At 66.1% G+C, this 26295-nt stretch carries 25 protein-coding genes; 11 read left to right on the top strand and 14 right to left on the bottom strand.

Features of this window, described 5'->3' with window-relative positions:
* Nucleotides 1-108: 108 nt before the first annotated feature.
* The 3 genes from DXK93_RS20140 to DXK93_RS20150 are packed head-to-tail and all read right to left on the bottom strand — an operon-like array spanning nt 109 to nt 3739.
* Nucleotides 109-1449, bottom strand: coding sequence for an MFS transporter (locus DXK93_RS20140; RefSeq protein WP_054450669.1), 1341 nt, complete (start codon nt 1447-1449; stop codon nt 109-111).
* Entirely contained in the window at nt 1446-1853 is a 408-nt protein-coding gene (locus tag DXK93_RS20145) for a heme-binding protein (protein WP_119450965.1), read from the bottom strand. The genes DXK93_RS20140 and DXK93_RS20145 overlap by 4 nt, the downstream gene beginning before the upstream one ends.
* Nucleotides 1850-3739: a propionate--CoA ligase gene (locus tag DXK93_RS20150; RefSeq protein ID WP_054450664.1), complete on the bottom strand. Its 1890-nt coding sequence runs from the start codon at nt 3737-3739 to the stop codon at nt 1850-1852. Before DXK93_RS20150 ends, DXK93_RS20145 begins: the two co-directional genes overlap by 4 nt.
* 287 nt (nt 3740-4026) lie before the next feature.
* On the opposite strand from DXK93_RS20150, the gene DXK93_RS20155 reads away from it, so the two are divergent.
* Nucleotides 4027-4686: a C40 family peptidase gene (locus DXK93_RS20155; protein WP_054450662.1), complete on the top strand. Its 660-nt coding sequence runs from the start codon at nt 4027-4029 to the stop codon at nt 4684-4686.
* A 156-nt stretch (nt 4687-4842) separates the two neighbouring features.
* Here DXK93_RS20155 and DXK93_RS20160 read toward each other — a convergent pair whose 3' ends face one another.
* The 4 genes from DXK93_RS20160 to DXK93_RS20175 all read right to left on the bottom strand — a co-directional run bounded on the left by DXK93_RS20160 (nt 4843) and on the right by DXK93_RS20175 (nt 9203).
* Nucleotides 4843-5166: a DUF2325 domain-containing protein gene (locus tag DXK93_RS20160; protein ID WP_054451313.1), complete on the bottom strand. Its 324-nt coding sequence runs from the start codon at nt 5164-5166 to the stop codon at nt 4843-4845.
* A gap of 193 nt (nt 5167-5359) precedes the next feature.
* Nucleotides 5360-6304: a CysB family HTH-type transcriptional regulator gene (locus DXK93_RS20165; protein ID WP_054450660.1), complete on the bottom strand. Its 945-nt coding sequence runs from the start codon at nt 6302-6304 to the stop codon at nt 5360-5362.
* Nucleotides 6305-6398: 94 nt separating this feature from the next.
* On the bottom strand, nt 6399-7892 hold the full coding sequence (locus tag DXK93_RS20170) for a CoA-acylating methylmalonate-semialdehyde dehydrogenase (protein ID WP_054450658.1): 1494 nt from the start codon (nt 7890-7892) through the stop codon (nt 6399-6401).
* 93 nt (nt 7893-7985) lie between these two features.
* Nucleotides 7986-9203, bottom strand: coding sequence for an ABC transporter substrate-binding protein (locus DXK93_RS20175; protein ID WP_054450656.1), 1218 nt, complete (start codon nt 9201-9203; stop codon nt 7986-7988).
* Nucleotides 9204-9426: 223 nt separating this feature from the next.
* On the opposite strand from DXK93_RS20175, the gene DXK93_RS20180 reads away from it, so the two are divergent.
* Nucleotides 9427-10347: a LysR family transcriptional regulator gene (locus DXK93_RS20180; protein WP_054450654.1), complete on the top strand. Its 921-nt coding sequence runs from the start codon at nt 9427-9429 to the stop codon at nt 10345-10347.
* Between the two features lie 51 nt (nt 10348-10398).
* On the opposite strand, the gene lptF is transcribed toward DXK93_RS20180, so the two are convergent.
* The gene (gene lptF / locus DXK93_RS20185) at nt 10399-11502 is read right to left on the bottom strand and encodes an LPS export ABC transporter permease LptF (RefSeq protein WP_054450652.1); all 1104 of its coding nucleotides are present in this window, start codon (nt 11500-11502) and stop codon (nt 10399-10401) included.
* A 57-nt stretch (nt 11503-11559) separates the two neighbouring features.
* Here lptF and DXK93_RS20190 point away from each other — a divergent pair, with 57 nt between their 5' ends.
* The 9 genes from DXK93_RS20190 (at nt 11560) to DXK93_RS20230 (ending at nt 20350) form a co-directional block, all read left to right on the top strand.
* The gene (locus DXK93_RS20190) at nt 11560-13068 is read left to right on the top strand and encodes a leucyl aminopeptidase (protein ID WP_054450650.1); all 1509 of its coding nucleotides are present in this window, start codon (nt 11560-11562) and stop codon (nt 13066-13068) included.
* Nucleotides 13069-13090: 22 nt separating this feature from the next.
* A complete protein-coding gene (locus tag DXK93_RS20195) occupies nt 13091-13555 on the top strand; it encodes a DNA polymerase III subunit chi (protein WP_119450966.1) in 465 nt (154 codons plus the stop codon).
* 46 nt (nt 13556-13601) lie between these two features.
* Nucleotides 13602-14000 (top strand): hypothetical protein, encoded by a 399-nt coding sequence (locus tag DXK93_RS20200; protein ID WP_119450967.1) that lies wholly within the window; start codon nt 13602-13604, stop codon nt 13998-14000.
* A 130-nt stretch (nt 14001-14130) separates the two neighbouring features.
* Nucleotides 14131-14841 carry a Bax inhibitor-1/YccA family protein gene (locus DXK93_RS20205; RefSeq protein ID WP_054450644.1) on the top strand — a complete coding sequence of 237 codons (711 nt, stop codon included), beginning with the start codon at nt 14131-14133 and terminating at the stop codon, nt 14839-14841.
* Between the two features lie 131 nt (nt 14842-14972).
* Nucleotides 14973-15890 (top strand): aldo/keto reductase, encoded by a 918-nt coding sequence (locus DXK93_RS20210; RefSeq protein WP_054450642.1) that lies wholly within the window; start codon nt 14973-14975, stop codon nt 15888-15890.
* A 4-nt stretch (nt 15891-15894) separates the two neighbouring features.
* Nucleotides 15895-17184: an NTP/NDP exchange transporter gene (locus DXK93_RS20215; RefSeq protein WP_119450968.1), complete on the top strand. Its 1290-nt coding sequence runs from the start codon at nt 15895-15897 to the stop codon at nt 17182-17184.
* A gap of 90 nt (nt 17185-17274) precedes the next feature.
* Nucleotides 17275-18237, top strand: a complete 963-nt coding sequence (locus tag DXK93_RS20220) for a tripartite tricarboxylate transporter substrate binding protein (protein ID WP_119450969.1) — start codon at nt 17275-17277, stop codon at nt 18235-18237.
* Nucleotides 18238-18268: 31 nt separating this feature from the next.
* Nucleotides 18269-19249 (top strand): succinylglutamate desuccinylase/aspartoacylase family protein, encoded by a 981-nt coding sequence (locus tag DXK93_RS20225; protein WP_119450970.1) that lies wholly within the window; start codon nt 18269-18271, stop codon nt 19247-19249.
* 3 nt (nt 19250-19252) lie between these two features.
* A complete protein-coding gene (locus DXK93_RS20230; RefSeq protein WP_119450971.1) occupies nt 19253-20350 on the top strand; it encodes a pyridoxal-phosphate dependent enzyme in 1098 nt (365 codons plus the stop codon).
* Between the two features lie 24 nt (nt 20351-20374).
* On the opposite strand, the gene DXK93_RS20235 is transcribed toward DXK93_RS20230, so the two are convergent.
* Genes DXK93_RS20235 through lepA form a run of 6 tightly spaced genes read right to left on the bottom strand, consistent with a single transcriptional unit; the run spans nt 20375 to nt 26233 of the window.
* Entirely contained in the window at nt 20375-21283 is a 909-nt protein-coding gene (locus DXK93_RS20235; RefSeq protein ID WP_054450632.1) for a LysR family transcriptional regulator, read from the bottom strand.
* Nucleotides 21284-21301: 18 nt separating this feature from the next.
* On the bottom strand, nt 21302-21889 hold the full coding sequence (recO, locus tag DXK93_RS20240; protein ID WP_054450631.1) for a DNA repair protein RecO: 588 nt from the start codon (nt 21887-21889) through the stop codon (nt 21302-21304).
* Nucleotides 21882-22772, bottom strand: coding sequence for a GTPase Era (gene era, locus DXK93_RS20245; RefSeq protein WP_054450629.1), 891 nt, complete (start codon nt 22770-22772; stop codon nt 21882-21884). Before era ends, recO begins: the two co-directional genes overlap by 8 nt.
* A complete protein-coding gene (gene rnc, locus DXK93_RS20250; protein ID WP_054450627.1) occupies nt 22769-23530 on the bottom strand; it encodes a ribonuclease III in 762 nt (253 codons plus the stop codon). Before rnc ends, era begins: the two co-directional genes overlap by 4 nt.
* A 2-nt stretch (nt 23531-23532) precedes the next feature.
* Nucleotides 23533-24417, bottom strand: a complete 885-nt coding sequence (gene lepB, locus DXK93_RS20255; RefSeq protein WP_054450625.1) for a signal peptidase I — start codon at nt 24415-24417, stop codon at nt 23533-23535.
* 22 nt (nt 24418-24439) lie between these two features.
* A complete protein-coding gene (gene lepA, locus DXK93_RS20260) occupies nt 24440-26233 on the bottom strand; it encodes a translation elongation factor 4 (protein WP_054450623.1) in 1794 nt (597 codons plus the stop codon).
* Nucleotides 26234-26295 lie beyond the last annotated feature (62 nt).

The following is a 26295-nucleotide window of genomic DNA, read 5'->3' on the forward strand; positions in this document are numbered from 1 at the left end:
AGCCCGCGGCGCAAGGCCGGCGCCGGGTAATCAAGGCGTGCCGCCGCGCTCTCGACGCGGCGGCACCGGACAGTCCATAAGGATAGCAGCCTGCGCGAACGGCGCGCCTCAGGCGGCGCGCCGTTCCAGCCCGCGCTTCACGTCCACGCGCGACAAAAGGATGAGGCCGCCCACGAAGAACAGGCCGGTCACCAGGATCGCAAGCCGGTGGTTGCCGTGCGTGGCCCAGGTCACCAGGCCGTAGGTCAGCGGACCGATCACCGCGGCCAGTTGCACCGCGAAGGTCCACAGCGAGTAGAACTCTGCCAGCCGGCCGGCGGGCGCCAGCGCGCCGGTCATGGCGCGGCCCGCGCTCTGCGTGGTGCCCATGCACAGCCCGGCCAACGTGGCCGCGACCCAGAACACGGGCGCGGTCACGGCGGCGTAGGCCACCAGCACCATCACGATCCAGCCGCACAGCGTCAGGGCCAGCGCCGGCTTGTGGCCGATGCGGTCCTGCACGTAGCCGAACGAAAACGCGCCGGCCGCCGCGCCGATGTTTACGGTGAACACCAGCAGCATGATCTGCGGCGTGGTGAAGCCCATGACCTCCGAGGCATAGACCGCGGCCAGCGTGATCACCACCGAAATGCCCGCCTGGTAGCAGGCGATGCACATGAGCAGGCGGCGGAACTCCGGAAAATGCTGCCCGGTTTCGCGCCAGGCATAGGCCAGGCGCTTGAGCATGTGCAGCGCCTCCTGCTTGCCGGCCTGCGGCTTCGCGCGTTCGCGCAGCAGGAAGAAGGACGGCAGCGCCGCCAGCGCGAACACCGCGCACGTGACCACGATGACCCACGGCACGAAATGCTCGGCCGTCTCGCCACGCCCCTCGGCCAGCGTCACGACCACCAGCGACAAGCCCAGCGTGAGCATGCCGCCGCAATAGCCGAAGCTCCAGCCCCAGCCCGAAACGCGGCCCAGCGCGGAGGGCCGCGCAAGCTCCGGCAGGAAGGCCGCGACCACGGATTCGCCGACGCAATAGCAGTAGTTGGAAATGACGATGGCGGCCAGCGCCAGCCAGACGTCCCCGGGCCCGGCCTGCGTCAGCACCAGCGTAGCGGCCACGCAACCCACCGTGCTCGAAAACAGCAGGCGGCGCTTGCTGGCGCGCGCATCGGCGCGGGCGCCCAGCGTGGGCATGGTCAGCATGATGAGGAGATAGGACAGCGACAGCGCCGCGGTCCAGGCCAGCGTGGCCCAGGGCGCGCGCCCGCCGACCACACCGACGAAATAGGTGCTGAACACCGCCGTGAGGATCACGGTGGTGTAGCCGGAATTGGCGAAGTCGTACATGGCCCAGGCCCAGACCTCGCGTTTGGCCACGCCGGGATTCAGGGGGCCGTCGCCCCCTGCCCCGGCGTTCTGCGCGGATGCGCCGGCCGGCGCATCCGACGGCTCGCCGTGGCTCATAGGCCCAGGGCGGCGATGCCAGCTTGAGCGATCAGCACGTCTTCGCTCGACTTCACGCCCGACACGCCGACCGCGCCGACCACATGGCCATCGGCCACGACCGGCACGCCGCCTTCCAGCAGGCCGTCGATCAAGGGGGCCGACAGGAACGAAACGCGGCCATTGTTGATCATTTCCTCGTAGACGCGCGATTCGCGGCGGCCGAGCGCCGCGGTCTTGGCCTTGGCCGGCGCGATGTGCGCCGAAATCGGAGCCGCGCCGTCCAGGCGCAGCATGCCCAGCAGATGGCCGCCATCATCGACCACGGAGATCGTGACGGCCCACTTGTTCTGCAGGGCGTGTGCTTCGGCCGCAGCCAAAATCCTCTTGACGTCTTCGGCGCTCAGCACGGGCTTGGTATTCATTGCAGCGACTCCTTTATTTGTTCCAGGGCGGTGGGATCTTCTATGGTGGTCAGATCGCCGGGATCGCGTCCTTCGCATACCGCGACGATCGCGCGGCGCAGGACCTTGCCGGAACGGGTCTTGGGCAATGCGCCCACGAACCGGATCCTGGCGGGCCTAGCCACCGCTCCCAGCTGCTCTTCCACCAGCCGCATGATATCGCCTTCCAGGCGCTTTGCCCCTTCCTCGGTTTCGGCTCCGGCGGGATTCTTGAGCACGGCGAACGCCATCGCAACCTGGCCCTTGAGCGAGTCCGCCACGCCCACGACCGCGCATTCGGCAATCGCGTTGTGGCTATTGACGGATTCCTCGATCTCGCGCGTGCCCAGCCGGTGGCCCGCCACATTGATCACATCATCCGTGCGCCCCAGGATGAACCAGTAGCCGTCGGCGTCCACCAGGCCCCAGTCGAAGGTCGAATACACCTGGCGGCCGGGAATGGAGGTGAAGTAGGTCTGCACGAAGCGCTCGTCGTCGCCCCAGATGGTGGACATGGCGCCCGGCGGCAGCGGCGGCACGATGGCCACCACGCCTTTCTGGTCGGGGCCCAGATCCTCGCCCGTGGACTCGCTGACGATGCGCGCGTCAAAGCCATATACCGGGAACGACGGGCTGCCGAAGCGCGTCGGGACCTTTTCCACACCAGGCTGGGCCGACAGGATCGGCCAGCCCGATTCCGTCTGCCAGTAGTTGTCAATGATGGGCTTGCCCAGGCCGCCCGAGATCCATTGCGCGGTCGGCTCGTCCAGCGGTTCGCCCGCCAGATAGACCGCACGCAACGAGGACAGGTCGTGGCGCTTGAGCAGCTCCGGATCCTGGCGCTTGAGCACGCGCACCGCGGTCGGCGCCGAGAACAGGGTGTTGACGCCGAACTGCTCCACCAGCTTCCACAGGATGGCGCCGTCCGGACGCACCGGGGTGCCTTCATACAGCACCGTCGCCTGCCCGCCGATCAGGGGGCCGTAGATGATGTACGAATGGCCCACCACCCAGCCGATGTCGCTGGTGCAGAAGAAGGTGTCGCCGGCGCGGCCGTCGAACAGGTATTCCATGGACGAGGCCAGCGCCACGGCATAGCCGCCGGTATCGCGCTGCACGCCCTTGGGCTTGCCGGTGGTGCCGGAGGTATAGAGGATATAGCTGGGCTCCGAGGACTCCAGCCATTCCACCGGCACCCGCGCGCCCAGGTGGCGCTGGCGCAGCGTCTCGTAATCCAGGTCGCGTCCTGCGACGGGTTCGAACGGCGCCAGGCCGCGGTCGAACACCACCACCGAGGCCGGCGGCGTCTTGGCCAGCGCCAAGGCACGGTCCAGCAGCGGTTTGTAGGGCACGACCTTGCCGCCGCGCGAACCGCCGTCGGTGCAGACCACCACTTTGGGCGCCGCGTCGTCGATGCGCTGGGCCAGGTTGACCGAGGCGAAGCCGCCGAACACCACCGAATGCACCGCGCCGATCCGCGCGCACGCCAGCATGGTGAACACGGCTTCCGGCACCATGGGCATGTACAGCAGCACCCGGTCGCCGCGCCCCACCCCGAGCTCCTTGAGCATGGCAGCGGCGGCGTTGACCTCTTCATACATTTCCTGGCGCGTGTAGACGCGCTCGCGGTCGACCTCGGTGGACACCCAGATCAGGGCCGGCGTTTCAGCCTGGGTCGGCAGCCAGCGGTCGACGGCGTTGTAACAGAGATTGGTGCGCCCGCCCGTGAACCACTTGGCGAACGGCGGCCGGGAGAAGTCCAGCACGGACTCGAACGGCGTCTCCCAGTGGATGCGGCCGGCCTCTTCCCGCCAGAACGCGTCGCGGTCATGTATCGAGCGGTAATGGAAATCCCGGGTTTTTTGCATTTATGTCTCCTGTTATCTTTCTTAGGCCTTAAGGCTGATTGATTTCTTCTCTGATCCTTCGGTCATTCTGGTAGGCAAACCTTGCACGAGGCTTGCCGCAAGTCAAAATGTTCTACCAAATGTCCACGCTGCATGGACATTAACGCCGGTTTCGTAACTAACTGGTCTTAAAAGTTTGGTAGAATCCCCGCGAAGTTGTAGAACAATGTTGATTTTGCTGACATCTCGGCCACATTCACGGCGAATTCCGTGTTTTTTGCCGTTATCTGCAAATCACCCCCAGGCGCATGCATCGACACTCCAACCACGCGAGACTGAATTCATCCTCCGGCCAAGCAACTCGCGGTCTGCGCTTGCTGGCGTTGGTTGCATGCGTGGTGGGTCTGGCAGGTTGTGCCGCTACAAATCAAAAGTCAACCGCCCATACGTCCGAGATTGACCCCTACGAGACGGAATGGGTCGCCACCTCCGATGATCCCATCGGCGTACTGGTAAGCCAGAAATTCAAGCGCGAACGCCAGAAGACCCACTCGGGCGTCAGCAGCGACAACGCCCTGGTCAGCGAAGCCCTGAACCATCTGGGCATCCGCTACCGCTTCGGCGGCAATTCCCCCGATACCGGATTCGACTGCAGCGGCCTGGTGACCTACACCGCCGAACGTTCGCTGGGCCTGAAGCTGCCCCGCAACGCCGCCGAGATGGCGCAGCAAGGCGTCTCGGTCGCCAAGAACGAACTGAAGGCCGGCGACCTGGTCTTCTTCAATACGCTGGGCCGCCGCTACTCGCACGTGGGCATCTACCTGGGCGACGACCGCTTCGTGCACTCGCCCAGCGCTGGCGGCGTGGTCCGCGTCGAAAACATGACCATGGCCTACTGGTCCAAGCGCTACAACGGCGCGCGCCGCCTGGACAACAGTCTGATGGCGTCCGCCCGCGCCTCCAACTGACACATTCCCAGGATAGCCGCCAGGCTCTCCCCGCTACAAGCAAAACGCCGCCGGACTTTCCAGTCCGGCGGCGTTTTTCCATCTCTTCGCGGCGCTTTGGGCCGCAGGCCGTTTCGGCCTCCCCAGTTTTTTGTTTGGCGGCGGCAGACCGTGTCTTCAGTGCACAGAGCCAGCCCGCTGGCACAGGCCGCATTGCTGCAGGGCCTGCTGCATGCTGCATACCGAACGCCGACAAGCGACGACCCGGATGCCGCCACGTTGCGCGGCGTTGCGGAAGGTTTTCATGACGTTGTGGCCCAGGAAGTCGGTCAGCAGGATGACCAGCTGGGTGCCCGAGGGCAGTTGCAACGTCTTCTTTTGATGCGAGGGATCACGCCCGCTGATGTGGTGCGTGATCGAAATATTGTGTCCTTTGAGCAGATCCGGGATGTTGCCAAGGCGGTCGGCGCCCACTACCACTGCACTTAATCCTGCCGTCATGATGAACCTCACTGGGTCGTTGAGACTGGATGTAATGATAATGATTCCTATTTTTTAGTCAACTTAAATGAGATCAGTTCTTATTTAATTATTTTTATGAGCCCATGAAAGGGGATAGCGCGGACCGCGACGCATCAAGAAAAAAGGCGCGCCGCCCAATGGCGCCGCGCCTCTCGCCCCGTGAAACGGATGCCTACTTGGGCGTGCCCTGCACCGCTTCGGTCACCACCGCGCGGGTCAGCGAAGGCGCCAGCATCTCCAGGAAGGTGTAGACGTAGTCACGCAGGAACACGCCTGCCTTCACGCCGACGCGGGTCGTATGCGTGCCGAACAGATGGCCCACCGGCAGGCCCACCAGGTTGCTGTCGCGGCGCGGATCGTAGGCTACGCCGGCGATGATGCCAATGCCCAGGCCCACGTCGACATAGGTCTTGATGACGTCGGCGTCGATGGCTTCCAGCACGATGTCTGGGTGGATACCCTGGTTGGCGAAGATCTCATCGATGGTGCTGCGGCCGGTGAAGGCGCGGTCGTAGGTCACGATGGGATACTCGGCCAGCTGCGCCAGCGACAGGCGCTTGGCTGCGCTGGAGGTCAGTTCGGCCAGAGGATGGTCCGGGCGCACCACCACGGTGTGTTCCCAGGCATAGACCGGCAAGGTCGCCAGGCCCGGCGTCAAGGCCAGCGATTCCGTCGCCAGGGCCAGGTCGGCCTGCTCATGCAGCACCATTTCGGCCAGTTGCGCGGGGCTGCCTTCGGCCAGCGACAGGTGCACCTTGGGGAATTGCTTGCGGAACGCGGGAATCACGCGCGGCAGCAGATAGCGCGCCTGAGTGTGGGTGCAAGCGATGACAAGGCCGCCTTCGTCGCGGCGCGCGAACTCGTCGCTGACCTTCTTCAGGTTGTCCACTTCGCGCATGATGCGGTCGATGACCTGCGACACCGCCAGGCCGGGCTTGGTCAGCCCCTTGATGCGCTTGCCGTGCCGTTCGAAGATCTTGATGCCCAGTTCGTCCTCGAACTCGATGATCGCCTTGGAGACGCCGGGCTGCGAGGTATAGAGCATCCGGGCGGCTTCGGTCAGGTTGAAGTCGCGCCGGATGGTTTCGCGGACAAAACGAAATTGCTGCAGGTTCATGAATTGGCCCCTGTTAGACGGGCCAATTATAAGTAATAAGGACGCCTTGTTATATAACTTATTTATATAAGCTTACATGCAAGGCGTCCCCAGTTCAGCGCATCGAGATCGTGGTGTTCACGCTCTTGGCATGGGCCGACCAACGCGCCGTGACGGTCTTGGTCTGCGTCCAGAACTGCACGGCCTGCTTGCCGTTGGGACCCAGGTCGCCCAGTTTGGAGCCGCGCGAGCCGGTGAAGCTGAACCAGGCCACCGGCACCGGGATCGGCACGTTGATGCCGACCTGGCCGACGTCGATGTTGTTCTGGAAGTAGCGCGCCGCGCCGCCATCCTGGGTGAACAGCGCCACGCCGTTGCCGTTGGGATTGCGGTTGATGAACGCAACCGCGTCCTCCAGCGTTTCCACGCCCACCACGCACAGGACCGGCCCGAAGATTTCCTCGGTGTAGATGGTCATGTTTTCGGTGACGCCGTCGAAAATCGTCGGGCCCACGAAGTTGCCCTGCTCAAAGCCGGCGACCTTCAGGCTGCGGCCGTCCAGCAGCAGCTTGGCGCCTTCATCCACGCCCTTCTGGATCAGGCTTTCGACGCGCTTCTTGGCGTTGGGCGAAACGAGAGGGCCGAGATCCGCTTCGCGGTCCATGCCGGAATTGACCTTGAGCTTCTTCGAGCGTTCGACGAAGTCAGGCAGCCAGTTGCGGGCTTCGCCCACCAGCACGGCCACGGACGAGGCCATGCAACGTTGGCCGGCCGCGCCGAAGGCGGCGCCCACCAGCTGGTTCAGCGCGACCTCGGGATCGGCGTCCGGCAGGATCACGCAGTGGTTCTTGGCGCCCATCATGGACTGGCAGCGCTTGCCGGCGGCGGAGGCACGGTTGTAGATCTCGGTGCCGACGCGGGTCGAACCGATGAACGAGACCGCCTTGATGTCGGGGTGTTCGCACAGGCCGTTGGCGGTTTCCGGGCCGCCGTGCACCACGTTCAGCACGCCCGGCGGCAGGCCGGCTTCCAGCGCCAGTTGCGCCAGGAACAGCGAGGACGTCGGATCCTGCTCGGAAGGCTTGAGGATGAAGGTGTTGCCGCAGGCCACGGCGATCGGGAACATGAAGCAAGGCAGCATGACCGGGAAGTTGAACGCGGTGATGCCCGCGCACACGCCCAGCGGCTGGATCAGCGTGTAGACGTCGATGCCGGAAGCGGCATTCTCGGCGTACTCGCCCAACTGCAGGTTGGCGATGGAGCATGCGTGCTCCACCACTTCCAGGCCGCGGCCGACTTCGCCCTCGGCGTCCGGCAGGGTCTTGCCGTGCTCGCGGGTGATCATTTCGGCCAGCTTGCCGGTATTGGCGCGCAGCAGTTCCTGGAACTTCAGCATGACGCGCATGCGAGCGCCCTGCCCGCTGTTGCGCCAGGTCTTGAAAGCCTCCTTGGCGTTGGAGACGGCCAGGTCCAGTTCTTCGCGCGTGGCGAAGGGCACCTTGGCAACGACCTCCTGGGTAGCGGGATTGATCACGTCCCGCCATTCGGTGGTTTTGGACTGCACGAGCTTGCCGCCGATCAATAGCGGAACGCGGGGGACTTCACTCATTTGATGCTCCTCACACTGCATGGTCGATGCGGATGGAATCCGCATACATGGATGGTGAGGCGCCGGCGGCAAGGGCCTGCCGGCGCCCCGGGTTTACTTCTTGACCAGCGGGCAGCTCGAATCCGCCAGCGGCTGGAAGGCTTCGGCGGCCGGAATGGTGGCCACCAGCTTGGAATAGTCCCAACCGCCCTTGGACTCGGACGGCTTTTTCACTTCATACAGGTACATGTCGTGGATCACGCGGCCGTCGGGACGGATGGACGCGTTGCGCATGATCGGATCCTCGATGGGCAGCGCGCGCATCTTGTCGGCTACCACCTTGCCGTCGGTGCTGCCGGAAGCGGCGACCGAGCGCAGGTAGTGCCGCACGCTGGAGTACACGCCGGCCTGCGTCATGGTGGGTTTCAGGCCGCGGAACGCTTTCTCGAAGCGCCCGGACCACTGGCGCGTGGCGTCGTCGTAATCCCAGTAGAAGCCGTCCACGTACGACAGGCCCTGGGCGCTTTCCAGGCCCAGCGCGCGCAGGTCCGACAAGAAAATCAGCAACGAGACCAGGCGCTGGCCGCCGGCCACGATGCCGAATTCGCGCGCTTGCTTGACCGCGTTGACCGTGTCCTGGCCGCCGTTGGCCAGCGCCACGACCTGGGCCTTGGAGGCCTGCGCCTGCAGCAGGTAGGACGCGAAGTCCGGCGCGTTCAGGGGATGGCGCACGCTGCCGGCGACGGTGCCGCCCAGCGCTTGCACGGCCTTGGCCGTGTCGGCTTCCAGCGAGTGGCCGAAGGCGTAGTCCACGGTGATGAAGTACCAGGATTTGCCGCCTGCCTTTACCGTGGCCTTGGCGCCGCCCGCGGACTGCGAGTAGGTATCGAACATCCAGTGGAATCCCACCGGCGAGCATTCCTTGTTGGTCAGCGCCGTGGTGGCGGGACCGGAGAACATCACCACCTTGTTCTTTTCTCGCGCAATGCCCTGCACCGCCAGCGCCACCGCGGAGTTGGTCAGGTCGGCGATGGCGGTGACGCCGTCGCGGTCGAACCATTCGCGCGCTTTGGCCGCGCCCACGTCGGCCTTGTTCTGGTTGTCCGCGGACACCAGCTCGATCTTCATGCCCTTGCATTCCGCGGCCAGGCAGTCGTCGATGGCCAACTGCGCCGCCGCCACCGAACCAGGCCCACCCATGCCGGCGTAGGTGCCAGACATGTCCGTCAGAATGCCGATCTTCACTGGCGGCTTATCCGCCGCCTGCGCCTGGCCGACCAATGCGGCGCCCAGACACAAGCCTACGGCCAGCCCGCGTGCGTGCAATTTCATGGATTTGTCTCCTGAGTTTTATTCGTTATGGCGCCGTCTACGCGGCCTGCGGTCCCGGGGTTCAGGCCCCGGAGAGCCTGGCTACAGGCCCCAAGCCCGCCGACCCAGTGTAGATGTGTGAAAATCAACAAGCAACACTAGAAATGCACATTCCTTGTGCATTCATGCACAAGCAAAATTTGCCCGGCGGCGCAGCGCGCAGCCGGGCCTGGAGAGCCGGAAAGTGCTTGATTGGGACAGCCTGAGATACTTCCTGGAAGTGGCCCGCACCCAGCGGGTGAGCGCCGCGGCGCGCAAGCTCGGGGTCGAGCACACGACCGTGTCGCGGCGCATCCGCGCGCTGGAAGCTGAGCTGGACACCCTGCTATTCGAAAAGTCGCGCGGCGCGGGCTTCGTGCTGACCGAAGACGGCCAGCGCCTGTTCGTCCATGCCGAACAGATGGAGAGCACGGTGCATTCCGCCCGCGAAAACCTGTCGGGCATCGGCCAGGCGCTGTCGGGGCACTTGCGCATCGGCGCCACCGAGGGCTTCGGCAGCTATGTGCTGACGCCGTTGGCGGCGGACTTCCAGCGGCGCTATCCGCACATCACGCTGGACATCCTGCCGGTGCCGCGCTTTGTCAGCCTGTCCAAGCGCGAAGCCGACCTGGCCATCACCATCGAGCGCCCCCAGCGCGGCCCCTATGTGTGCAGCAAGCTGTGCGACTACACGCTGCGCCTGTACGGCACGCCCGGCTATCTGGCCAGCCATCCGCCGATCCGCGAGCGCGCGGACCTGGCCGACCACACCTTCATCGGCTACGTCGACGAACTGCTGTTCAGCGAGCGGCTGCGCTATCTGGAAGACCTGCTGCCCGCCAGCAAGGTGGTATTGCGCAGCACCAGCGTGGTGGCGCAATACCACGCCGCACTGCAGGGCCAGTCGCTGGCGATCCTGCCCTGCTTCATCGCCGCGCAGGACCCGCGGCTCACGCCCGTGCTGGCGGACGAGGTCGAGATCACGCGCTCGTTCTGGATGTACTGCCATGAAGACCTGCGCAAGCTCAAACGCGTGACGGCCCTGTGGGAGTTCATTCGCAAGTCAGTGCTGAAGAACGCCGACCTGCTGGCCGGCAAGGGCGGCACGATGAAGTACCTGCCCTGAAAAAGCCGCGGCCCGCGCTGGGCGGGCCGCAAGGCGTTGGATGTGCCGGCGTCAGGCGCTGTTCTTGGGCGCTTTCACGCGCAAGCGCCGCATCAGCAGGAAGACCGTCAGCATCGCCACCAAGGCATGGATCGCCCACACGCCCACGCCAAAGCTGAGCTTGCCGTTGGAGATCCAGGCGCGCGACAGGTTCATCAGGTTCATGTAGAGCAGGCCCACCAGGCCGGCGATGAGCAGGTCGCCCGAACGTCCCAGGCGCGGGTTGACGGCGCCCAGCGGAATCGCCAGCAACGCCAGGTTCAGCGCGGCCAGTGGCAACGAGACCCGCCACATCACTTGCGACCAGCTGCTATTGGTGTTGTCCGCAATCAATTGCGAGGTCGTGCGCGCCTTGGCGGAACGCTCCGCGTTGGCGCGCGCTTCGGCCACGGGATCGCCGCCGGACTTGCTTTCGAGGCGCAGGCCGTACTTGTCGAAGTGCACCAGCCGGATCTCGGGCGTGCCCGGCTTCAGGTCATAGCGATGGCCTTCGCCCAGCACCAGGAAGCGGTCGCCGTTGGGCATGGTTTCGCTATGGGCCTTGCTGGCGGTCAGCACGCTGAGCCATTCGGGACCATTTTCGCGCGCGAATACGTTGCCCAGTTCATCGCTGGGCTCCAGCGGATCTTCGGCGAAGAACACGCGGTTGCCGCCGGACGATTCCGCGAACTGGCCGGCCGTGACCTTGGACAGGTCGGAGCGCTGCTCGAAGCGTTCGTGGTATTCGCCGATCTGGCGGTACGCCCAAGGCGCCGCCACCAGCGTCAACCCCGCCACCGCCAGCGCCACGGGGATGGCGACGCGCAGCACAGGCCGGAACCAATCGGCCAGCGAGAGGCCGCTGGCGAACCACACCACCATTTCCGATTCACGGTAATTGCGCGTGACGGTGGTGAGGACCGCAATGAAGACGGAGACCGCGAGAATGGTCGGCAATGCGGTGATGGTCGACAGCGCGGCCAGCACCACCACGACGTCCGCCCCGATGTTGCCGCCCGCTGCTTCACCGAGCAGGCGCACGAGCAACACGCTGAGCCATACGATGAGCAACGTGGAAAAGACAACGCCAGCGTGACTGGTGATCTCGCTGACGACAGAGCGTTTGAATAGAGACATGGGAGAATATGCGGGATAATCGACCGCATTCTACACAGACGTACACGGGAAACCCTCATGGAATTTAGCACACAGACCACTGCTTCCCTGCACCAAGTCAAGACCGCCGCCCTGGCCGTCGGGGTCTATGCGGAAGGCGTGTTGAGCCCCGCCGCCGATCTCATCGACCGCGCTTCCAATGGCGCGGTGCGTTCGGTGGTCAAGGCCGAGTTCCGCGGCCGCGCCGGCTCCACGCTGACCCTGCGCAACCTGCCCGGCGTGTCCGCGCAGCGTGTGGTGCTGGTGGGCCTGGGCAAGCAGGAAGAATATTCTGCCCGCGCCCACGCCTCGGCCGAGCAGGCCTTCGCCGCGGCTTGCGTATCGGCGCAGCTGGCTGAAGGCGTGTCCACGCTGGTCGCCAATCCGATCGCCGACGTGGCTGTCATCGCGCGCGCCCGCAGCGCCGCCATCGCAGCCGGCAACGCCACCTATCATTACGACGCCAGCTTCGGCAAGCCCGACCGCGACGCCCGTCCCAAGCTCAAGAAGATCGTCCAGGTCGTCGAGCGCGCCGACGCGGCCCAGGCCCAGAAGGGCCTGCGCGAAGGCGGCGCCATCGCCAACGGCATGGACCTGACCCGCACGCTGGGCAACCTGCCCGGCAATATCTGCACGCCGACCTACCTGGGCGAGACGGCCAAGCGCCTGGCCCGCGAGTTCAAGTCGCTGAAGGTGGAAGTGCTGGATCGCAAGCAGGTCGAAGCGCTGGGCATGGGCTCGTTCCTGTCGGTCGCGCGCGGCTCCGAGGAAGCGCTGCGCTTCATCGTCCTGCGCCATGCCGGCAACAAGGCCGCCAAAAAGACCGCCAAGGGCGCGCAAGGCCCCATCGTGCTGGTCGGCAAGGGCATCACCTTCGATGCCGGCGGCATCTCGCTCAAGCCCGCCGCCACCATGGACGAAATGAAGTACGACATGTGCGGCGCCGCCAGCGTGCTGGGTTCGTTCCGCGCCCTGGCCGAACTGGAGCTGCCGCTGGACGTGGTGGGCCTGATCCCGGCTTGCGAAAACCTGCCCAGCGGCAAGGCCAACAAGCCGGGCGACGTCGTCACCAGCATGGCTGGCCTGACCATCGAAATCCTGAACACCGACGCCGAAGGCCGCCTGGTGCTGTGCGACGCACTGACCTACGCGGAACGCTTCAAGCCGTCCGCGGTGATCGACATCGCCACCCTGACCGGCGCTTGCGTGGTGGCCCTGGGCAACGTCAATAGCGGCCTGTTCTCCAAGGACGACGCGCTGGCCGATGCGCTGGCCGCGGCCGGCCGCCAGTCGCTGGACACCGCATGGCGCATGCCGATGGACGACGCCTACCAGGAACAGCTCAAGTCCAACTTCGCCGACCTCGCCAACATCGGCGGTCCTCCGGCGGGCGCGGTCACGGCGGCCTGCTTCCTGTCGCGCTTTGCCACCTCGTACCGCTGGGCCCACCTGGACATCGCCGGCACCGCCTGGCGCGGTGGCAAGGACAAGGGCGCCACCGGCCGCCCCGTGCCGCTCCTGATGCAGTACCTGCTGGACCAGGCTTGAAACGGCAGCAACGGAACCCGGCATGACGCGCATCGACTTCGCCTTCGGCGCGCCCGACCGCTTGCGCACCGCCTGCCAGGTGGTGCGCAAGCGCTACCTGGCAGGGCAGCGGCTGGTGGTGTACTGTAGGGATGGCTCCCGGCTGGCCGCGTTCGACCGCATGCTCTGGGCCTTCGACGACACTTCTTTCGTGCCGCACGTGCTGGCCAACGATCCGCTGGCGGGCGAGACTCCTGTAATTCTCACTGCCGGCGATCCGCAACAGGCCGCGGCCGCGGCGGGCCAGGGCGGACAGCCCCAGCCGTCCTGGCTGCTGAACCTGGACCTCGACTGCCCTCCGGGTTTCGAAGCCTTCGAGCGCCTGCTTGAAATCGTCTCGGACGACCCCGACGACAAGCAGGCCGCCCGCCAGCGCTGGCGGACCTACCTGGCGGCGGGCCACACGCCGCAAAGCCACGACCTCAGCCGCCAGCAGCCGGACGGCTGAACGCGCCGGCCTTGCGGCGCGCCACCTCGATCACCCGGGAGCCATCATGCCCTCTCGCCACGCCGACCCCGGCATCCCTACCCTGACCCAGCGGGCCGAGCCCGCGCTCTACCCGCCGGCGTCCCCGGACGACGCGGACATGCCCGTGCTGACCGACCTGGCCGACGATGGCGAGCAGGGTCATGACGACGACGCCTTTCCGCTACTGACGGAAGTGGCGGACGACGCAGATGCGTCCCCTGATATCATTCCGCCGGCAGCCGCCGTCCTGGCTGCGCCTCCCGCGGCGCCGGACGCCGCGGTCCTGAGCGCCCGCCTCCAGGCCGAGGTCGAGCAGCTGATGCGCGAAGCCCTGGCCGAGGCCATCGAACAGATCCAGGCCCGCATGGACGCGGAATTGCCGCGCATCGTCGCCAGGGTGCTGCAGGACGTCAGGCCGGGTTGACCCGTCTGGAACCTATTTCGCTCCTCTGGTCTAATCCTAGGCAGAACTGGATTCTTCAGGGAACTGTAAGGTATCCTTCCCATCTAAGCCTTCTAGGCAACCATTACTCTGCCGCACACAGGAGTTCTCAATGAACGAATATCGTCCGTCCCCTTTTAACCGTTCCGGCGCCGTAGCCGGCGCGCCGGGCGAGGTCGCGCGCAACCAGGTGCTGCGCAACACCTATTGGCTCTTGGCGCTCTCGCTGATCCCGACCGTGCTGGGCGCGGCCGTGGGCATGTACACCGGCATCAACCGCATCATGGGCGCAAGTCCCGGCCTGTCCGCCATCGTGTTCCTGGTGGGCGCGTTCGGCCTGATGTTCGCGATCGAAAAGAACAAGAACAGCTCGCTGGGCGTGGTCCTGCTGCTGGCCTTCACGTTCTTCATGGGCGTGATGCTGTCGCGCCTGCTGGGCTTCGTCATGGGCATGAGCAACGGCTCGCAGCTGGTCATGACGGCCTTCGGCGGCACCGCGATCGTGTTCGGCACGATGGCCACCCTGGCCACCACCATCAAGCGCGACCTGTCGGGATTGCAGAAATTCCTGTTCATCGGCGCGGTCGTGATCCTGGTGGCGGCCCTGGCCAACATCTTCCTGCAACTGCCCGCGCTGATGCTGACCATCTCGGTCCTGGCCATCGTCATCTTCTCGGCCTTCATGCTGGTCGACCTGCAGCGCGTGGTCAACGGCGGCGAAACCAACTACGTGTCCGCCACGCTGGCCATCTACCTGGACGTCTACAACGTCTTCTCGAACCTGCTGATGCTGCTGGGCATCTTCGGCGGCAACCGCGAGTAATCGCAACGCAGCCAAACCGGCACAAAGAGCCTACATTCACGTGTAGGCTCTTTTTTTACCTTGGGCCTGCATTCACGTGTAGGCCCTTTTCTTTGCCCCTCCCGGGCGCCCTTTGCCGCTGGAGCCACGCCATGCCCGACCGCCGCCGCTTCCTCCAGACCGCTGCCGCCGCCGCCCTGACCGGGCCGGCCTGGACGGCCCGCGCCCTCAGCGTGGTAACTCCCATGCACAGGCGGAACATACCCGCCTCCGGCGAGGCGCTGCCTGTGATCGGCCTGGGCACCGCCGACACCTTCAACGTGTCCCCCGCCGACAAGGCCGCCATGGCGCCGCTGGCGCAGGTGCTGGATACGCTGCTGCAGAAGGGCGGCAAGCTGATCGACACCGCGCCCAGCTACGGGCAGGCGGAAGCGGTCACCGGCGCGCTGCTGGCGCGCGACGGCGGCGTGCGGGCCAGGACCTTCCTGGCGACCAAGATCAGCACGCAGGGCCACGAGTCGGCCATGCGCCAGGTGCGCCAATCGCAACAGGCGCTGGGCAGCGACAAGCTCGACCTGGTCCAGGTGCACAACCTGATCGACACCGCCAACCAGCTGGCGCTGCTGCGCGAACTGAAGCAGCAAGGCATGATCCGCTATCTGGGCATCACGCACTACACCGACCATGCCCACGACGAACTGACCGAACTGGTCGAACGCGAAAAGCCCGATTTCCTGCAGATCAACCTGTCCGTAGCCGACCGCAGCGCCGAAAAACGCCTGTTGCCCGCCTGCCAGGCCCACGGCGTCGCGGTGCTGATCAACCGCCCGTTCCAGGACGGCGCGCTGTTCCGCCGGGTCAAGGGGATGGCGCTGCCCGAGCTGGCCGCCGAGATCGATTGCGGATCCTGGGCGCAGATCTTCCTGAAGTTCATCATCGGCCATCCCGCGGTCACCGCCGTCATTCCCGCCACTTCCAAGCCGGCCAACATGGCGGACAACGCGCAGGCCGGCTTCGGGCCGCTGCCGGACGCCGCCATGCGGGAACGCATCGCCGCGCTGCTGGCCTGACGCCATGGCGTCCGCCCCCGGCAGCTTGCCAGGCCGCGCCGCGCAGGCCTTGGGCATTCCGCAGGAAGAACTGGCGCCGGCAGCCTGCGGCTTCGCGTTTTTCTTCTTTCTGTTCTGCGGCTATTTCATGCTGCGGCCGATACGCGAGACCATGGGCATCCAGGCGGGCGTCGACCAGCTGCAATGGCTGTTCACCGCGACCTTCATCGCCATGCTGGCCGTGGTGCCGCTGTTCGGCTGGCTGTCGGCGCGCGTGCCGCGCGCCATGCTGGTGACCTGGGTCTATGCCGCCTTCGCGCTCAGCATGGCCGGCTTCGCCGCCCTGCTCCATCTGCGCCCCGGCAGCGTCTGGGCGGCGCGCAGCTTCTACGTCTGGCTGTCGGTCTTCAACCTGTTCGTCGTCTCCATCGCCTGGAGCCTGATGGCCGACGTATTCCGCATGGAGTCCGCCAAGCGCCTGTTCGCGCTGATTGCCGCGGGCGCCAGCGCCGGCGGGCTGGCAGGCCCGCTGTTGGGCAGCCTGCTGGCCGGCGCGCTCGGTCCGGCCGGCCTGTTGCTGCTGTCGGCGCTACTGTTGACCGCCACCCTGCCCCTCAAGCGCTGGCTGCTGCGCTGGCGCGCGGCCCACCGCGAGGACGTGGCGTCGGACGACATGCGCCGACCGCTGGAAGGTTCGATCCTGGCCGGCCTCTCGCGCATCTTCCAGTCACCTTACCTGCTGGGGATTTCGCTGCTTGTGATCCTGCTGGCCACGCTCAACACGTTTCTCTACATGGAGCAGGCGCGGCTGGTGGCGCATGCCTTTACCGACACGGCCCAGCGCATCCGGGTCTTCAGCGCGCTGGACTTCACGGTGCAGGCGCTGTCGCTGCTGTCGCAGCTCTTCATCACCGGACGCGTGGCCACGCGTCTGGGGCTGCGCTTCCTGCTGACCGCCGTGCCGCTGACGATGACGGCCGCTTTCCTGGCGCTGGCGGCCTTTCCCGTCTTCGGCGTGCTGGCCGCGGCCATGATCGTGCGCCGGGTCGGCGAATACGCGCTGATCCGGCCGGGGCGCGAAATGCTGTTCACCGCAGTCTCGCCCGAAGACAAGTACAAGACCAAGAACGTCATCGACACCGTGGTCTACCGCGCGGGCGATGCGGCCAGCGGCTGGGTCAAGGCGGGCGTGGACATGCTGGGCTACGGCCCGGCGCTGATCGCCGCGCTGGGCGCCCTGTGCGCGCTGGCGGCCGCCGCCCTGGGCCACGGGCTGGGACGGACCGCCGACCGGCGCAATGCGGACAGGTCTTAGGTTTTATTGAACATCCATCTCACTGAAACAAACGTATTCCCCAGGCCGCGACCGCACAATGGCGCAGCTCTCAATGCCTGGGGAAACGTCATGAAACGCACCGCCTGTCTTGCCGCCGTGTTGCTAAGCCTGGCCGCGCCCGCCGCGCTGGCCGCCTATCCGGAACGCGCCATCACCCTGATCGTGCCGGCCGCAGCGGGCGGCAACGCCGACATCACCGCGCGCCTGGTGGGCCAGGAAATGAGCCGCCAGCTGGGCCAGCCCGTGGTCGTGGAGAACCGCGTCGGCGCGGGCGGCCGCATCGGCACCCAGGCCGTGGCGCGCGCGCCGGCCGACGGCTACACCATCGGCTATGCCCACGTCGGCACGCTGGTGCTGCACCGGTTCCTGTTCAAGCAGCAGCTCTACGACCTGGACCGCGACATCGCCGCCATCGGGCTGGTGGCCGAAACGCCCAACGTCATCGTGGTGAACGCGTCCTCGCCCTATCGCGACCTGAAGGGGTTCATCGAGGCCAGCCGCGCCCAGCCGGAGCGCCTGACGATGACCTCCGCCGACCCGGGCACCACCAGCGAGGTCGGGGTCAAGCTCTTCATCGCCCAGACCGGCGCCGCGGTGCGCCAGATCCCGTACAAGGCCACGGCCGCGCAGTTGTCCGACCTGCTGGGCGGACATGTCGATTCCATGATGGAAAACCTGCCGCCACTGATCGGCAACCTGAAGGATGGCCGCTTGCGCGCGCTGGCGGTCACGACCAAGACCCGCGCCGCCTCCAATCCGGACGTGCCGACGGTGGCGGAGCAAGGGTATCCCGACTACGAGCAATCGGCCTGGAGCGCGCTGGTCGCGCCCGCCGGCACCCCGCCCGAGGTCATCGCGCGGCTGAACGCGGCAATGAACGCTGCGCTGCGCTCGGACGGCGTCAGCAAGGAACTGCGCAGCCGCTCCCAGGAACCGCTGGGTGGCACGCCGCAGGACGTACAGAACCAGATACGCAAGGAGCTGCCCAAATGGGAAGACATCATCAAGGCCGCCGGCACGACGCTGGATTGAACCGGATCGTCACATCAGCAGGAGCCGACGCATGGCCACGGTAAGCCGCGAGGACTTTTCCTGCGCCGCGGCGACCAACGCGTCGGCCTACCGGCGCGTCACCATACCGATGCTGCGGATCGAGGCGGGGCCTGGCCCCGCCGTTGCCTTGATGGCGGGCGTGCATGGCGACGAATGGGAAGGCCAGGCCGCCATCCTGGAGCTGTGGCGCCTGCTGCCCGGCATCCTGCAACGCGGCACGGTCTACCTGCTGCCCGCGGCCAACGCCGAGGCCTCGCTGGCGGGCACGCGCCTGTCGCCGTCCGACGGCGGCAACCTCAACCGCGCTTTCCTGGGCGCCCCCGCGCGCGGCTACACGGAAAGCGTGGCCGCCGCGCTGGAAGCCCGGCTGCTGCCGCGCATACAGGCGCTGGTGGACGTGCACAGCGGCGGCGCGTCGCTGCGCTACCTGCCCTCGTCGGTCATCACGCGCTACGGCGACGACGCCTACGACGAACGCCTGCCCGCCCTGGCGCGAGCCTTCGGGCTGCCCGATTGCATGTACTTCCGCGGCACGGAGTCCGGCTCCATGCCGGCCGCCGCCAGCCGCCATGGGGTGCTGCGCCTGAGCGCCGAGATCGGGGGCGGCCGCGAAACCAGCCAGGCGCTGGTCGACCGCTGCCGCGACGGCCTGCTGGGCTGCCTGGGCGAGCTCGGCCTCCTGCCCGACCGCCCGCCCGCGCGCCGCCCCGAGGTCCGCCTCTATGACCTGGACGCTCCCGCCGCCACCCTGCGCGCCAGCGAGGCTGGCGTGTTCGTGCCCGCTGTCGAACTGGGACAACTGGTCAATGCGCGCCAGCGCATCGGCCAACTGCTGGAACCCGCCCGACCCGACATGGCGCCGCGCGCGCTGACCAGTCCGCAGGCCGGCACTGTCGTATGCCTGCGCGCCATCGCCCGCAGCGACGACGGCGATTGCCTGCTGCAAGTCGCGCCCGCCCTTTCCCTCGATTCCCTTGCCTCGAAGTATTGACCCATGCAGATGAACCCTAGCTTGTCCGGCCTGCGCTGCATCCGTTGCGCCAGCCTGTGGCCGCCGGCCGATTACCCCGAAGGCTGCCCCAGCTGCCTGGAAGCCGGCCACCCCGCCAGCCTGGAATGCCTGTACGAACCCTCGGCCGACGGCGCCATGCCCCTGCCGGTGCTGGACGCCGTCACGCTGGGCGAAGGCGCCACTCCCTGCCTCGCGGCGCCCGCGCTGGCGCAGACCGAAGGCGTGGGCCAGCTCTGGCTGAAATGCGAAAGCGCCAACCCCACCGGCAGCCACAAGGACCGCATGGCGGCCCAACTGGTGTCGCGCGCGCGCCTGGCCAGCGCCACCCGCGTGGCGGCCGCCTCCAGCGGCAATGCCGGCGTCTCGCTGGCCGCCTATTGCGCCGCCGCGCGGCTGGAAGCCGACATCGCCATCACCACCAACTGCCCGCCCTTGCAGCGCGAGGCCATGCAGCGCTTCGGCGCCCGGCTGACCGCCTTCGAGGACAGCCTGAGCCGCTGGCCCCATGTCGAGGACCTGTGTCGCAACCATGGCGCCTTCGCCGGCACGAACTATCTGAATCCGCCCGTGGGCACCCACCCCTACGGCGTGGAAGGCTACAAGCCCATCGCACAGGAGATCCTGGAAAGCTGCGGCGTGCCCAGCGACATCGTGGTGCCCACCGCGCGCGGAGATCTGCTGTGGGGCATCTTCCTGGGTTGGCAGCATCTGCTGCAAACCGGCCGCATCGCGCGCCTGCCGCGCCTGCATGCGGTGGAGCCGTACGCCCGCCTGTCGCGCGCGCGCGCCACGGGCGACGCGCGCAAGCAATGGGACGGCGTGACGGACCAGTATTCGATCGCGGGCAGCACCAGCACGCTGCAATCGCTGGAAGCCTTGACGCGTTCCGGCGGCACGCCGGTGGAGATCTCGGACGCCGCGGCCGCGCAAGCGCAGCAGCGGCTGGAACGCATCGGCCTGGCGACCGAGCTGTCATCGGCCGCGGCGCTGGCTGCCGTGTCGCGGCTGCGGCGCTCGGGCTTGTTGGATGCGGAGTCGTCCGTGGTGTTGATCGTGACCTCGGACGGGCGCCGCGGCTAGCGCCCGGGGGCCGGCTTCGGCGCGCTAGACGCCGAAGCTTTCCACCAGCGGCGCCAACGCGCCGCGCAGGCAGGTCGCCCAGAACTTGCCCGCCTCGGACAAGGGGCGGCTGCCATGCAGGATCATGTGGCATTCGAAATGCACCGGCGCGGCCAGCGGGCGATAGCACAGGCCCGCCGCCGCCATGCCGACTGCCGTGGCCGGGTTGGCGATGCCCACGCCATGCCCCGCCAGCGCCAGTTGGCACACGGTGCTGGAATAAGGCGTCTCGATGGCCACCTTCAGGCTCTGCCCCGCTTGCGCCAACAGCGCGTCCAGGCGCTTGCGCGAGCCGTCCTCGGCGTTCAGCGCGATCACGTCGGCGTCGGCCAGGTGCGAAAAATCCACTTGCTCCAGCCGCGCCAGCGGATGCCCCTTGGGAAAAACCGCCACGGCGCGCAAACTGGCCAGCCGGTGGCCGCGCAAGCCTTCGAGTTCGGATTCGTCGGCCACAGCTGCCAGGTCCAGCTCGCCCGACACAACCATGTCGCGCAAGGTATTGGAATCCCGGATCTGCAGATACAGGCCGGTATCAGGATAGCGCTCGCGAAAGCGAGCAATAGTGTCGCTGATGATGGCGCCGCTATAGGCATGGATGCAGCCGATGCGCAGCCGCGGCTGCGCCGCGCCGCGGATGGCGCGGATCTTGCGGCCCAGGCTTTCCAGCCCGACGTTCAGGCGGCGGATTTCTTCATACAGCAGGGTCGCCTCGGGCGTGCGCTGCATGCGCTGGCGTACGCGCTCGAACAGACGCAGCTCGATGCTGGCTTCGAGCGCGGCCAGGGTCGCGCTGACGGTGGCGGGCGACACGTCCAGCCGTCTGGCAGCGGCGGTGACGCTTTCCGTTTCATAGACGGTGCGGAAGGTCTCGACCTGCTTGAGCGTGAAGGTCATGGCCGGATCGCGGTGCGCTCAGATGCGTTGCAGGTCCAGCAACACGCGGCGGGTCGACAAGGGACGGCCCGCCAGGATTTCGGCCAGCCGTTCGCGCAGGTCGCGGCGCAGGGCCGGCTCGATCGCCGGGTCGTCGAAATCGGGGGGATCCTCGTCCACGCCATAACCGGTTTCGCGCAGCAGCGTCCATTCGAAGCGGCGCAGCGCGCCCGCGGCGCGGGTGCCGCCGGACAACTGCTGCAAGGCGAAGTCGTAGGCGTCGAACAACAGCGGATGGGCGTCTTCGCGCGGCAGCAGCCGCAGCAGCAGTTCGTTCATATACCAGGCCGACATCAGCGCGGTGCCGGTCAGCGGCCGGATGCCCGCGATCTCGGCGCGCGTCAGCGTCTTGACCTCGCCATTGCCGGTCCACGACAGCAGCAGCGGCTGGAACGCGGACAACACGGGACGCAGGACGGAATACGGGCGCTTCGCGCCCTTGGCGACCATGGCCACACAACCGTGATCGCGTGAGAAAGTCTGAACGATGAGGGAGGTTTCACGCCACGCGGTGGCGTGCAACATGTATCCGGGGCGATCCTGGACGCGAGGCGCCCGTCTACTCATAGCCCAGATCGCGGAGCGCACCCTCGCGGTCGGACCAGCCCTTGCGCACCTTGATGTAGACCTCCAGGTGCACCGGCTTGTCCAGCAGCTTGGCGATGTCCTGCCGCGCCTCCGTGGCGATGCGCTTCATGTGCATGCCGCCCGCGCCCAACAGGATGGGCTTGTGGCTGTCGCGCTCGACCACCACGCAGGCATTGATGCTGGCGCCCTTGCTGGTCTCTTCCCATTGCTCGATGACGACGGTACAGCCGTAAGGCAGTTCGTCGCCAACCAGGCGGAAGATCTTCTCGCGCACCAGTTCGGCGGCGATGAAGCGCATGGGGCGGTCGGTCAGCGTGTCTTCCTCGAACATCGGCTCGCCTTCCGGCAGGCGCGACGCGATTTCTTGCAACAGCTGATCCAGCTGCTGGTTCTTGGTGGCGCTGACGGGCACCACGGCGCCGAACGGATGCAGCGCCATGATCTTGGACACGAAGGCGAACAGGTCGTCGCGGTTCTTCAATGCGTCGATCTTGGAGACGACCAGGATGGTGCGTTCCGGCGCGGGCAAAAGCGGCAGCAGCTTGGCGTCGCCCTCGGACCATTTGCCGGCTTCCACCACATGCACCACCACGTCCACGTCGGCCAGGGCCTGCGTGACCACGCGGTTCATCATGCGGTTCATGGCGCCGCCATGGCGGGTCTGGAAACCCGGCGTATCGACGAATACGAACTGCTCGTGCTCGCGCGTCAACACACCGTGGATGCGGTGGCGCGTGGTCTGCGCCTTGCGCGACACGATGGAAATCTTGGAACCGATCAGGGCGTTCGTCAGGGTGGACTTGCCCACGTTGGGGCGGCCCACGATGGCGACGAAGCCGGTACGAAAAGGGGTATCGCTCATTTAGTCTCTTGAGCCACTGCCACCGGCAGCGACAATTGCGCGGTTTTGCGCGCCTTGCCCGACTTGCGGGCAGCCTTGGTCGCCGGGCTGACGGCCAACGCGGCCTCCAGCGCCAGCTTGGCCGCCGATTGCTCGGCGGCGCGGCGGCTGGCGCCGGGCGCCATCACCTTGATCTCGAGCGCCGGAATGGCGCACTCGACTTCGAACTGCTGGCTATGGGCCGCGCCATGCGTGGCCACCACCGTGTACACCGGCAGCGCCAGCTTGCGGCCCTGCAGGAATTCCTGCAGCAAGGTCTTGGCGTCCTTGCCCAGGGTCTTGGGATCGACCGAAGCCAGCACCGGCTGGTACTGGCGCACGATCACGCGACGGGCGGCGTCGAAACCCGCGTCCAGGAACACGGCGCCGAACAGGGCTTCGACCGTGTCCGCCAGGATGGAAGGCCGGCGGAAACCGCCGCTCTTCAATTCGCCTTCGCCCAGACGCAGGTATTGCGACAGTTCCAGCCGCTGGGCGATATCCGCCAGCGAGGCCTGCTTGACCAGATTGGCGCGCAGGCGCGACAGATCGCCTTCGTCGATTTTGGAATAACGCTCGAACAGCATCGCCGCAACGACGAAGTTCAGCACGGAATCCCCAAGGAATTCCAGGCGCTCGTTGTGGCGCGCACCGTGGCTGCGGTGCGTCAGCGCCTGTTCGAGCAATGCCGAATCACTGAAGTGGTGATCCAGGCGGTTTTCTAGCGTGGCTAGCGACATAATCAGTTGAACCGGCCGATGCGGCTGAGATCGCTGAAATTCATCCAGATGAAGAACGCGCGGCCGACGATATTGGCTTCCGGTACGAAGCCCCAGTATCGGCTGTCGGCGCTGTTATCCCGATTATCGCCCATGGCGAAAAACTGCCCCTCGGGTACTTTGCAGCGTACCCCATTACGGCTGTATTGGCAGTTCTGGCGGTTGGGAAATTGCCACATCGGGCCATACTCCTGCGGCTTGCCCTCATCCAGCAGGATTTTGTGCTCAACGTCGCCCAACTTCTCTTTATATTGCGCAATATATGACACACGATCCGGCTCGAAGTAGTCGCCGTCGCGCTCATGCGGCACCAATTCGCCGTTGATGTAGAGCTTTTTGTCCAGGTAGGCGACCTCGTCGCCCGGCAGGCCGACCACGCGCTTGATGTAGTCAACGTCCGGATCCACGGGGTAGCGGAACACGAACACGTCGCCGCGCTGGGGCTTGCCCACCTCGATGATCTTCTTGTCGATGACCGGCAGGCGCAGGCCGTAGCTGAACTTGTTCACCAGGATCAGATCGCCCGATTGCAGGGTCGGCAGCATCGAGCCCGACGGAATGCGGAACGGCTCGACCACGAACGAGCGCAGCATGAACACGAACAGGATGACGGGGAAGAAGCTGACGGCGTATTCGATCCACCACGGCATGCGGCGCGCGGCGTCGCCGGCTTCGCGGCGCAGGCGCTCGGCTTCCTGGGCGTCGCCGACCAGGGCCGTATCGTATTGCGCCATTGCCGCCTGGGCCCGGCGTTCGCGGCCCTTGCGCAGCACTGCCAGATCAAGCACCCAGATAATGCCGGTCAACACCAGCAAAACAAAAAGAATCAGGGCAAAGTTCCAACTCATCAGCTAACCGCCTTTTCGGGTTCTATTTGTCTTCCACTTGCAGGATGGCCAGGAACGCCTCCTGCGGAATTTCCACGCTACCCACCTGCTTCATGCGCTTCTTGCCGGCCTTCTGCTTTTCCAGCAGCTTCTTCTTGCGCGAGATGTCGCCGCCGTAGCACTTGGCCAGCACGTTCTTGCGCAACGCCTTGACGTTTTCACGCGCGATGATTTCGGCGCCGATGGCGGCCTGGATCACCACGTCGAACATCTGGCGCGGAATCAGGCCGCGCATGCGCGTGACCACGTCGCGGGCGCGATGGCGCGCGTTGCTGCGGTGGACGATCACGGCCAGCGCGTCGACGCGGTCGTTGTTGATCAGCAGGTCCACGCGCACCACGTCGGCCGAGCGGTACTCCAGGAACTCGTAGTCCATCGAAGCGTAGCCGCGCGACACCGACTTCAGCTTGTCGAAGAAGTCCAGCACGATCTCGGCCAGCGGGATCTCGTACACCAGGTGCACCTGGCGGCCGTGGTAGCTCATGTTGACCTGCACGCCGCGCTTGTTATTGCACAGCGTCATGACAGGACCCACGTAGTCCTGCGGCATGAACAGCGTGACCTTCACGATGGGTTCGCGGATGTCGGCGATCTTGCCGATTTCCGGCATGCGCGACGGGCTTTCCACGGTGATCACGGAACCGTCGCGCTGTTCGACCTCGTATACCACCGACGGCGCGGTGGTGATGATGTCCATGTCGAATTCGCGCTCCAGGCGCTCCTGCACGATTTCCATGTGCAAAAGACCCAGGAAGCCGCAACGGAAACCGAAGCCCAGCGCCTGCGACACTTCCGGCTCGAACATCAGCGCGGCGTCGTTCAGCTTGAGCTTTTCAAGCGAATCGCGCAGCTGGTCGTATTCGGAGCTTTCCACGGGGTACAGGCCCGCGAACACCTGCGGCTTCACTTCCTTGAAGCCGGGCAGCGGTTCGGCTGCAGGCTTGTTGGCCAACGTGACGGTATCGCCCACCTTGGCGTCTTCCAGCTGCTTGATGCCGGCGATGATGAAGCCCACTTCGCCCGCCGACAGATGCGGACGCTGTTGCGACTTCGGCGTGAACACGCCGGTCTGCTCGCAAAGGTGGGTGGCGCCGGACGCCATCAGCAGGATCTTGTCCTTGGGCTTGAGCACGCCGTTGATGATGCGCACCAGCATCACCACGCCCACGTAGTTGTCGAACCACGAATCGATGATGAGGGCCTGCAGCGGCGCGTCGGGATCGCCCTTGGGCGGCGGCACGCGGGCCACGACCATTTCCAGGATCTCATCGATGCCCATGCCGGTCTTGGCGCTGGCCAGCACCGCCTGCGAGGCGTCGATGCCGATCACATCCTCGACTTCCTGGCGGGCGCTGTCGGGATCAGCCTGCGGCAGGTCCATCTTGTTCAGCACGGGCAGCACTTCCACGCCCAGCTCGATGGCGGTGTAGCAGTTGGCCACGGTCTGCGCTTCCACGCCCTGCGAAGCGTCCACCACCAGCAGCGCGCCTTCGCAGGCCGACAGGGAGCGGCTGACTTCATACGAGAAGTCCACGTGCCCCGGGGTGTCGATCAGGTTCAGGTTGTAGACCTTGCCGTCCTGCGCCTTGTAGTGCAGGGCCGCGGTCTGGGCCTTGATGGTGATGCCGCGCTCGCGTTCGATTTCCATGGAATCGAGGACCTGCGCCGACATCTCGCGATCCGCCAATCCGCCGCAGCGCTGGATCAGGCGATCGGCCAGGGTCGATTTGCCGTGATCGATGTGGGCAATGATGGAGAAGTTGCGAATATGCTGCATGCTTGAAGTTATAAGGGACGGAACACTCGGCACTGGGCCGGAAGACACCGCCGCCGGAATAC

This window comes from Achromobacter sp. K91 (assembly GCF_003576205.1).
Taxonomy (GTDB): Bacteria; Pseudomonadota; Gammaproteobacteria; order Burkholderiales; family Burkholderiaceae_B; genus Achromobacter; species Achromobacter aegrifaciens.

What these genes read in the sequence shown, in the direction of transcription:
- DXK93_RS20140 (WP_054450669.1), bottom strand. Translation starts at nt 1,449, where the DNA reads ATGAGCCACGGCGAGCCGTCGGATGCGCCGGCCGGCGCATCCGCGCAG.
- DXK93_RS20145 (WP_119450965.1), bottom strand. Translation starts at nt 1,853, where the DNA reads ATGAATACCAAGCCCGTGCTGAGCGCCGAAGACGTCAAGAGGATTTTG.
- DXK93_RS20150 (WP_054450664.1), bottom strand. Translation starts at nt 3,739, where the DNA reads ATGCAAAAAACCCGGGATTTCCATTACCGCTCGATACATGACCGCGAC.
- DXK93_RS20155 (WP_054450662.1), top strand. Translation starts at nt 4,027, where the DNA reads ATGCATCGACACTCCAACCACGCGAGACTGAATTCATCCTCCGGCCAA.
- DXK93_RS20160 (WP_054451313.1), bottom strand. Translation starts at nt 5,166, where the DNA reads ATGACGGCAGGATTAAGTGCAGTGGTAGTGGGCGCCGACCGCCTTGGC.
- DXK93_RS20165 (WP_054450660.1), bottom strand. Translation starts at nt 6,304, where the DNA reads ATGAACCTGCAGCAATTTCGTTTTGTCCGCGAAACCATCCGGCGCGAC.
- DXK93_RS20170 (WP_054450658.1), bottom strand. Translation starts at nt 7,892, where the DNA reads ATGAGTGAAGTCCCCCGCGTTCCGCTATTGATCGGCGGCAAGCTCGTG.
- DXK93_RS20175 (WP_054450656.1), bottom strand. Translation starts at nt 9,203, where the DNA reads ATGAAATTGCACGCACGCGGGCTGGCCGTAGGCTTGTGTCTGGGCGCC.
- lptF (WP_054450652.1), bottom strand. Translation starts at nt 11,502, where the DNA reads ATGTCTCTATTCAAACGCTCTGTCGTCAGCGAGATCACCAGTCACGCT.
- DXK93_RS20190 (WP_054450650.1), top strand. Translation starts at nt 11,560, where the DNA reads ATGGAATTTAGCACACAGACCACTGCTTCCCTGCACCAAGTCAAGACC.
- DXK93_RS20195 (WP_119450966.1), top strand. Translation starts at nt 13,091, where the DNA reads ATGACGCGCATCGACTTCGCCTTCGGCGCGCCCGACCGCTTGCGCACC.
- DXK93_RS20200 (WP_119450967.1), top strand. Translation starts at nt 13,602, where the DNA reads ATGCCCTCTCGCCACGCCGACCCCGGCATCCCTACCCTGACCCAGCGG.
- DXK93_RS20205 (WP_054450644.1), top strand. Translation starts at nt 14,131, where the DNA reads ATGAACGAATATCGTCCGTCCCCTTTTAACCGTTCCGGCGCCGTAGCC.
- DXK93_RS20210 (WP_054450642.1), top strand. Translation starts at nt 14,973, where the DNA reads ATGCCCGACCGCCGCCGCTTCCTCCAGACCGCTGCCGCCGCCGCCCTG.
- DXK93_RS20215 (WP_119450968.1), top strand. Translation starts at nt 15,895, where the DNA reads ATGGCGTCCGCCCCCGGCAGCTTGCCAGGCCGCGCCGCGCAGGCCTTG.
- DXK93_RS20220 (WP_119450969.1), top strand. Translation starts at nt 17,275, where the DNA reads ATGAAACGCACCGCCTGTCTTGCCGCCGTGTTGCTAAGCCTGGCCGCG.
- DXK93_RS20225 (WP_119450970.1), top strand. Translation starts at nt 18,269, where the DNA reads ATGGCCACGGTAAGCCGCGAGGACTTTTCCTGCGCCGCGGCGACCAAC.
- DXK93_RS20230 (WP_119450971.1), top strand. Translation starts at nt 19,253, where the DNA reads ATGCAGATGAACCCTAGCTTGTCCGGCCTGCGCTGCATCCGTTGCGCC.
- DXK93_RS20235 (WP_054450632.1), bottom strand. Translation starts at nt 21,283, where the DNA reads ATGACCTTCACGCTCAAGCAGGTCGAGACCTTCCGCACCGTCTATGAA.
- recO (WP_054450631.1), bottom strand. Translation starts at nt 21,889, where the DNA reads ATGAGTAGACGGGCGCCTCGCGTCCAGGATCGCCCCGGATACATGTTG.
- era (WP_054450629.1), bottom strand. Translation starts at nt 22,772, where the DNA reads ATGAGCGATACCCCTTTTCGTACCGGCTTCGTCGCCATCGTGGGCCGC.
- rnc (WP_054450627.1), bottom strand. Translation starts at nt 23,530, where the DNA reads ATGTCGCTAGCCACGCTAGAAAACCGCCTGGATCACCACTTCAGTGAT.
- lepB (WP_054450625.1), bottom strand. Translation starts at nt 24,417, where the DNA reads ATGAGTTGGAACTTTGCCCTGATTCTTTTTGTTTTGCTGGTGTTGACC.
- lepA (WP_054450623.1), bottom strand. Translation starts at nt 26,233, where the DNA reads ATGCAGCATATTCGCAACTTCTCCATCATTGCCCACATCGATCACGGC.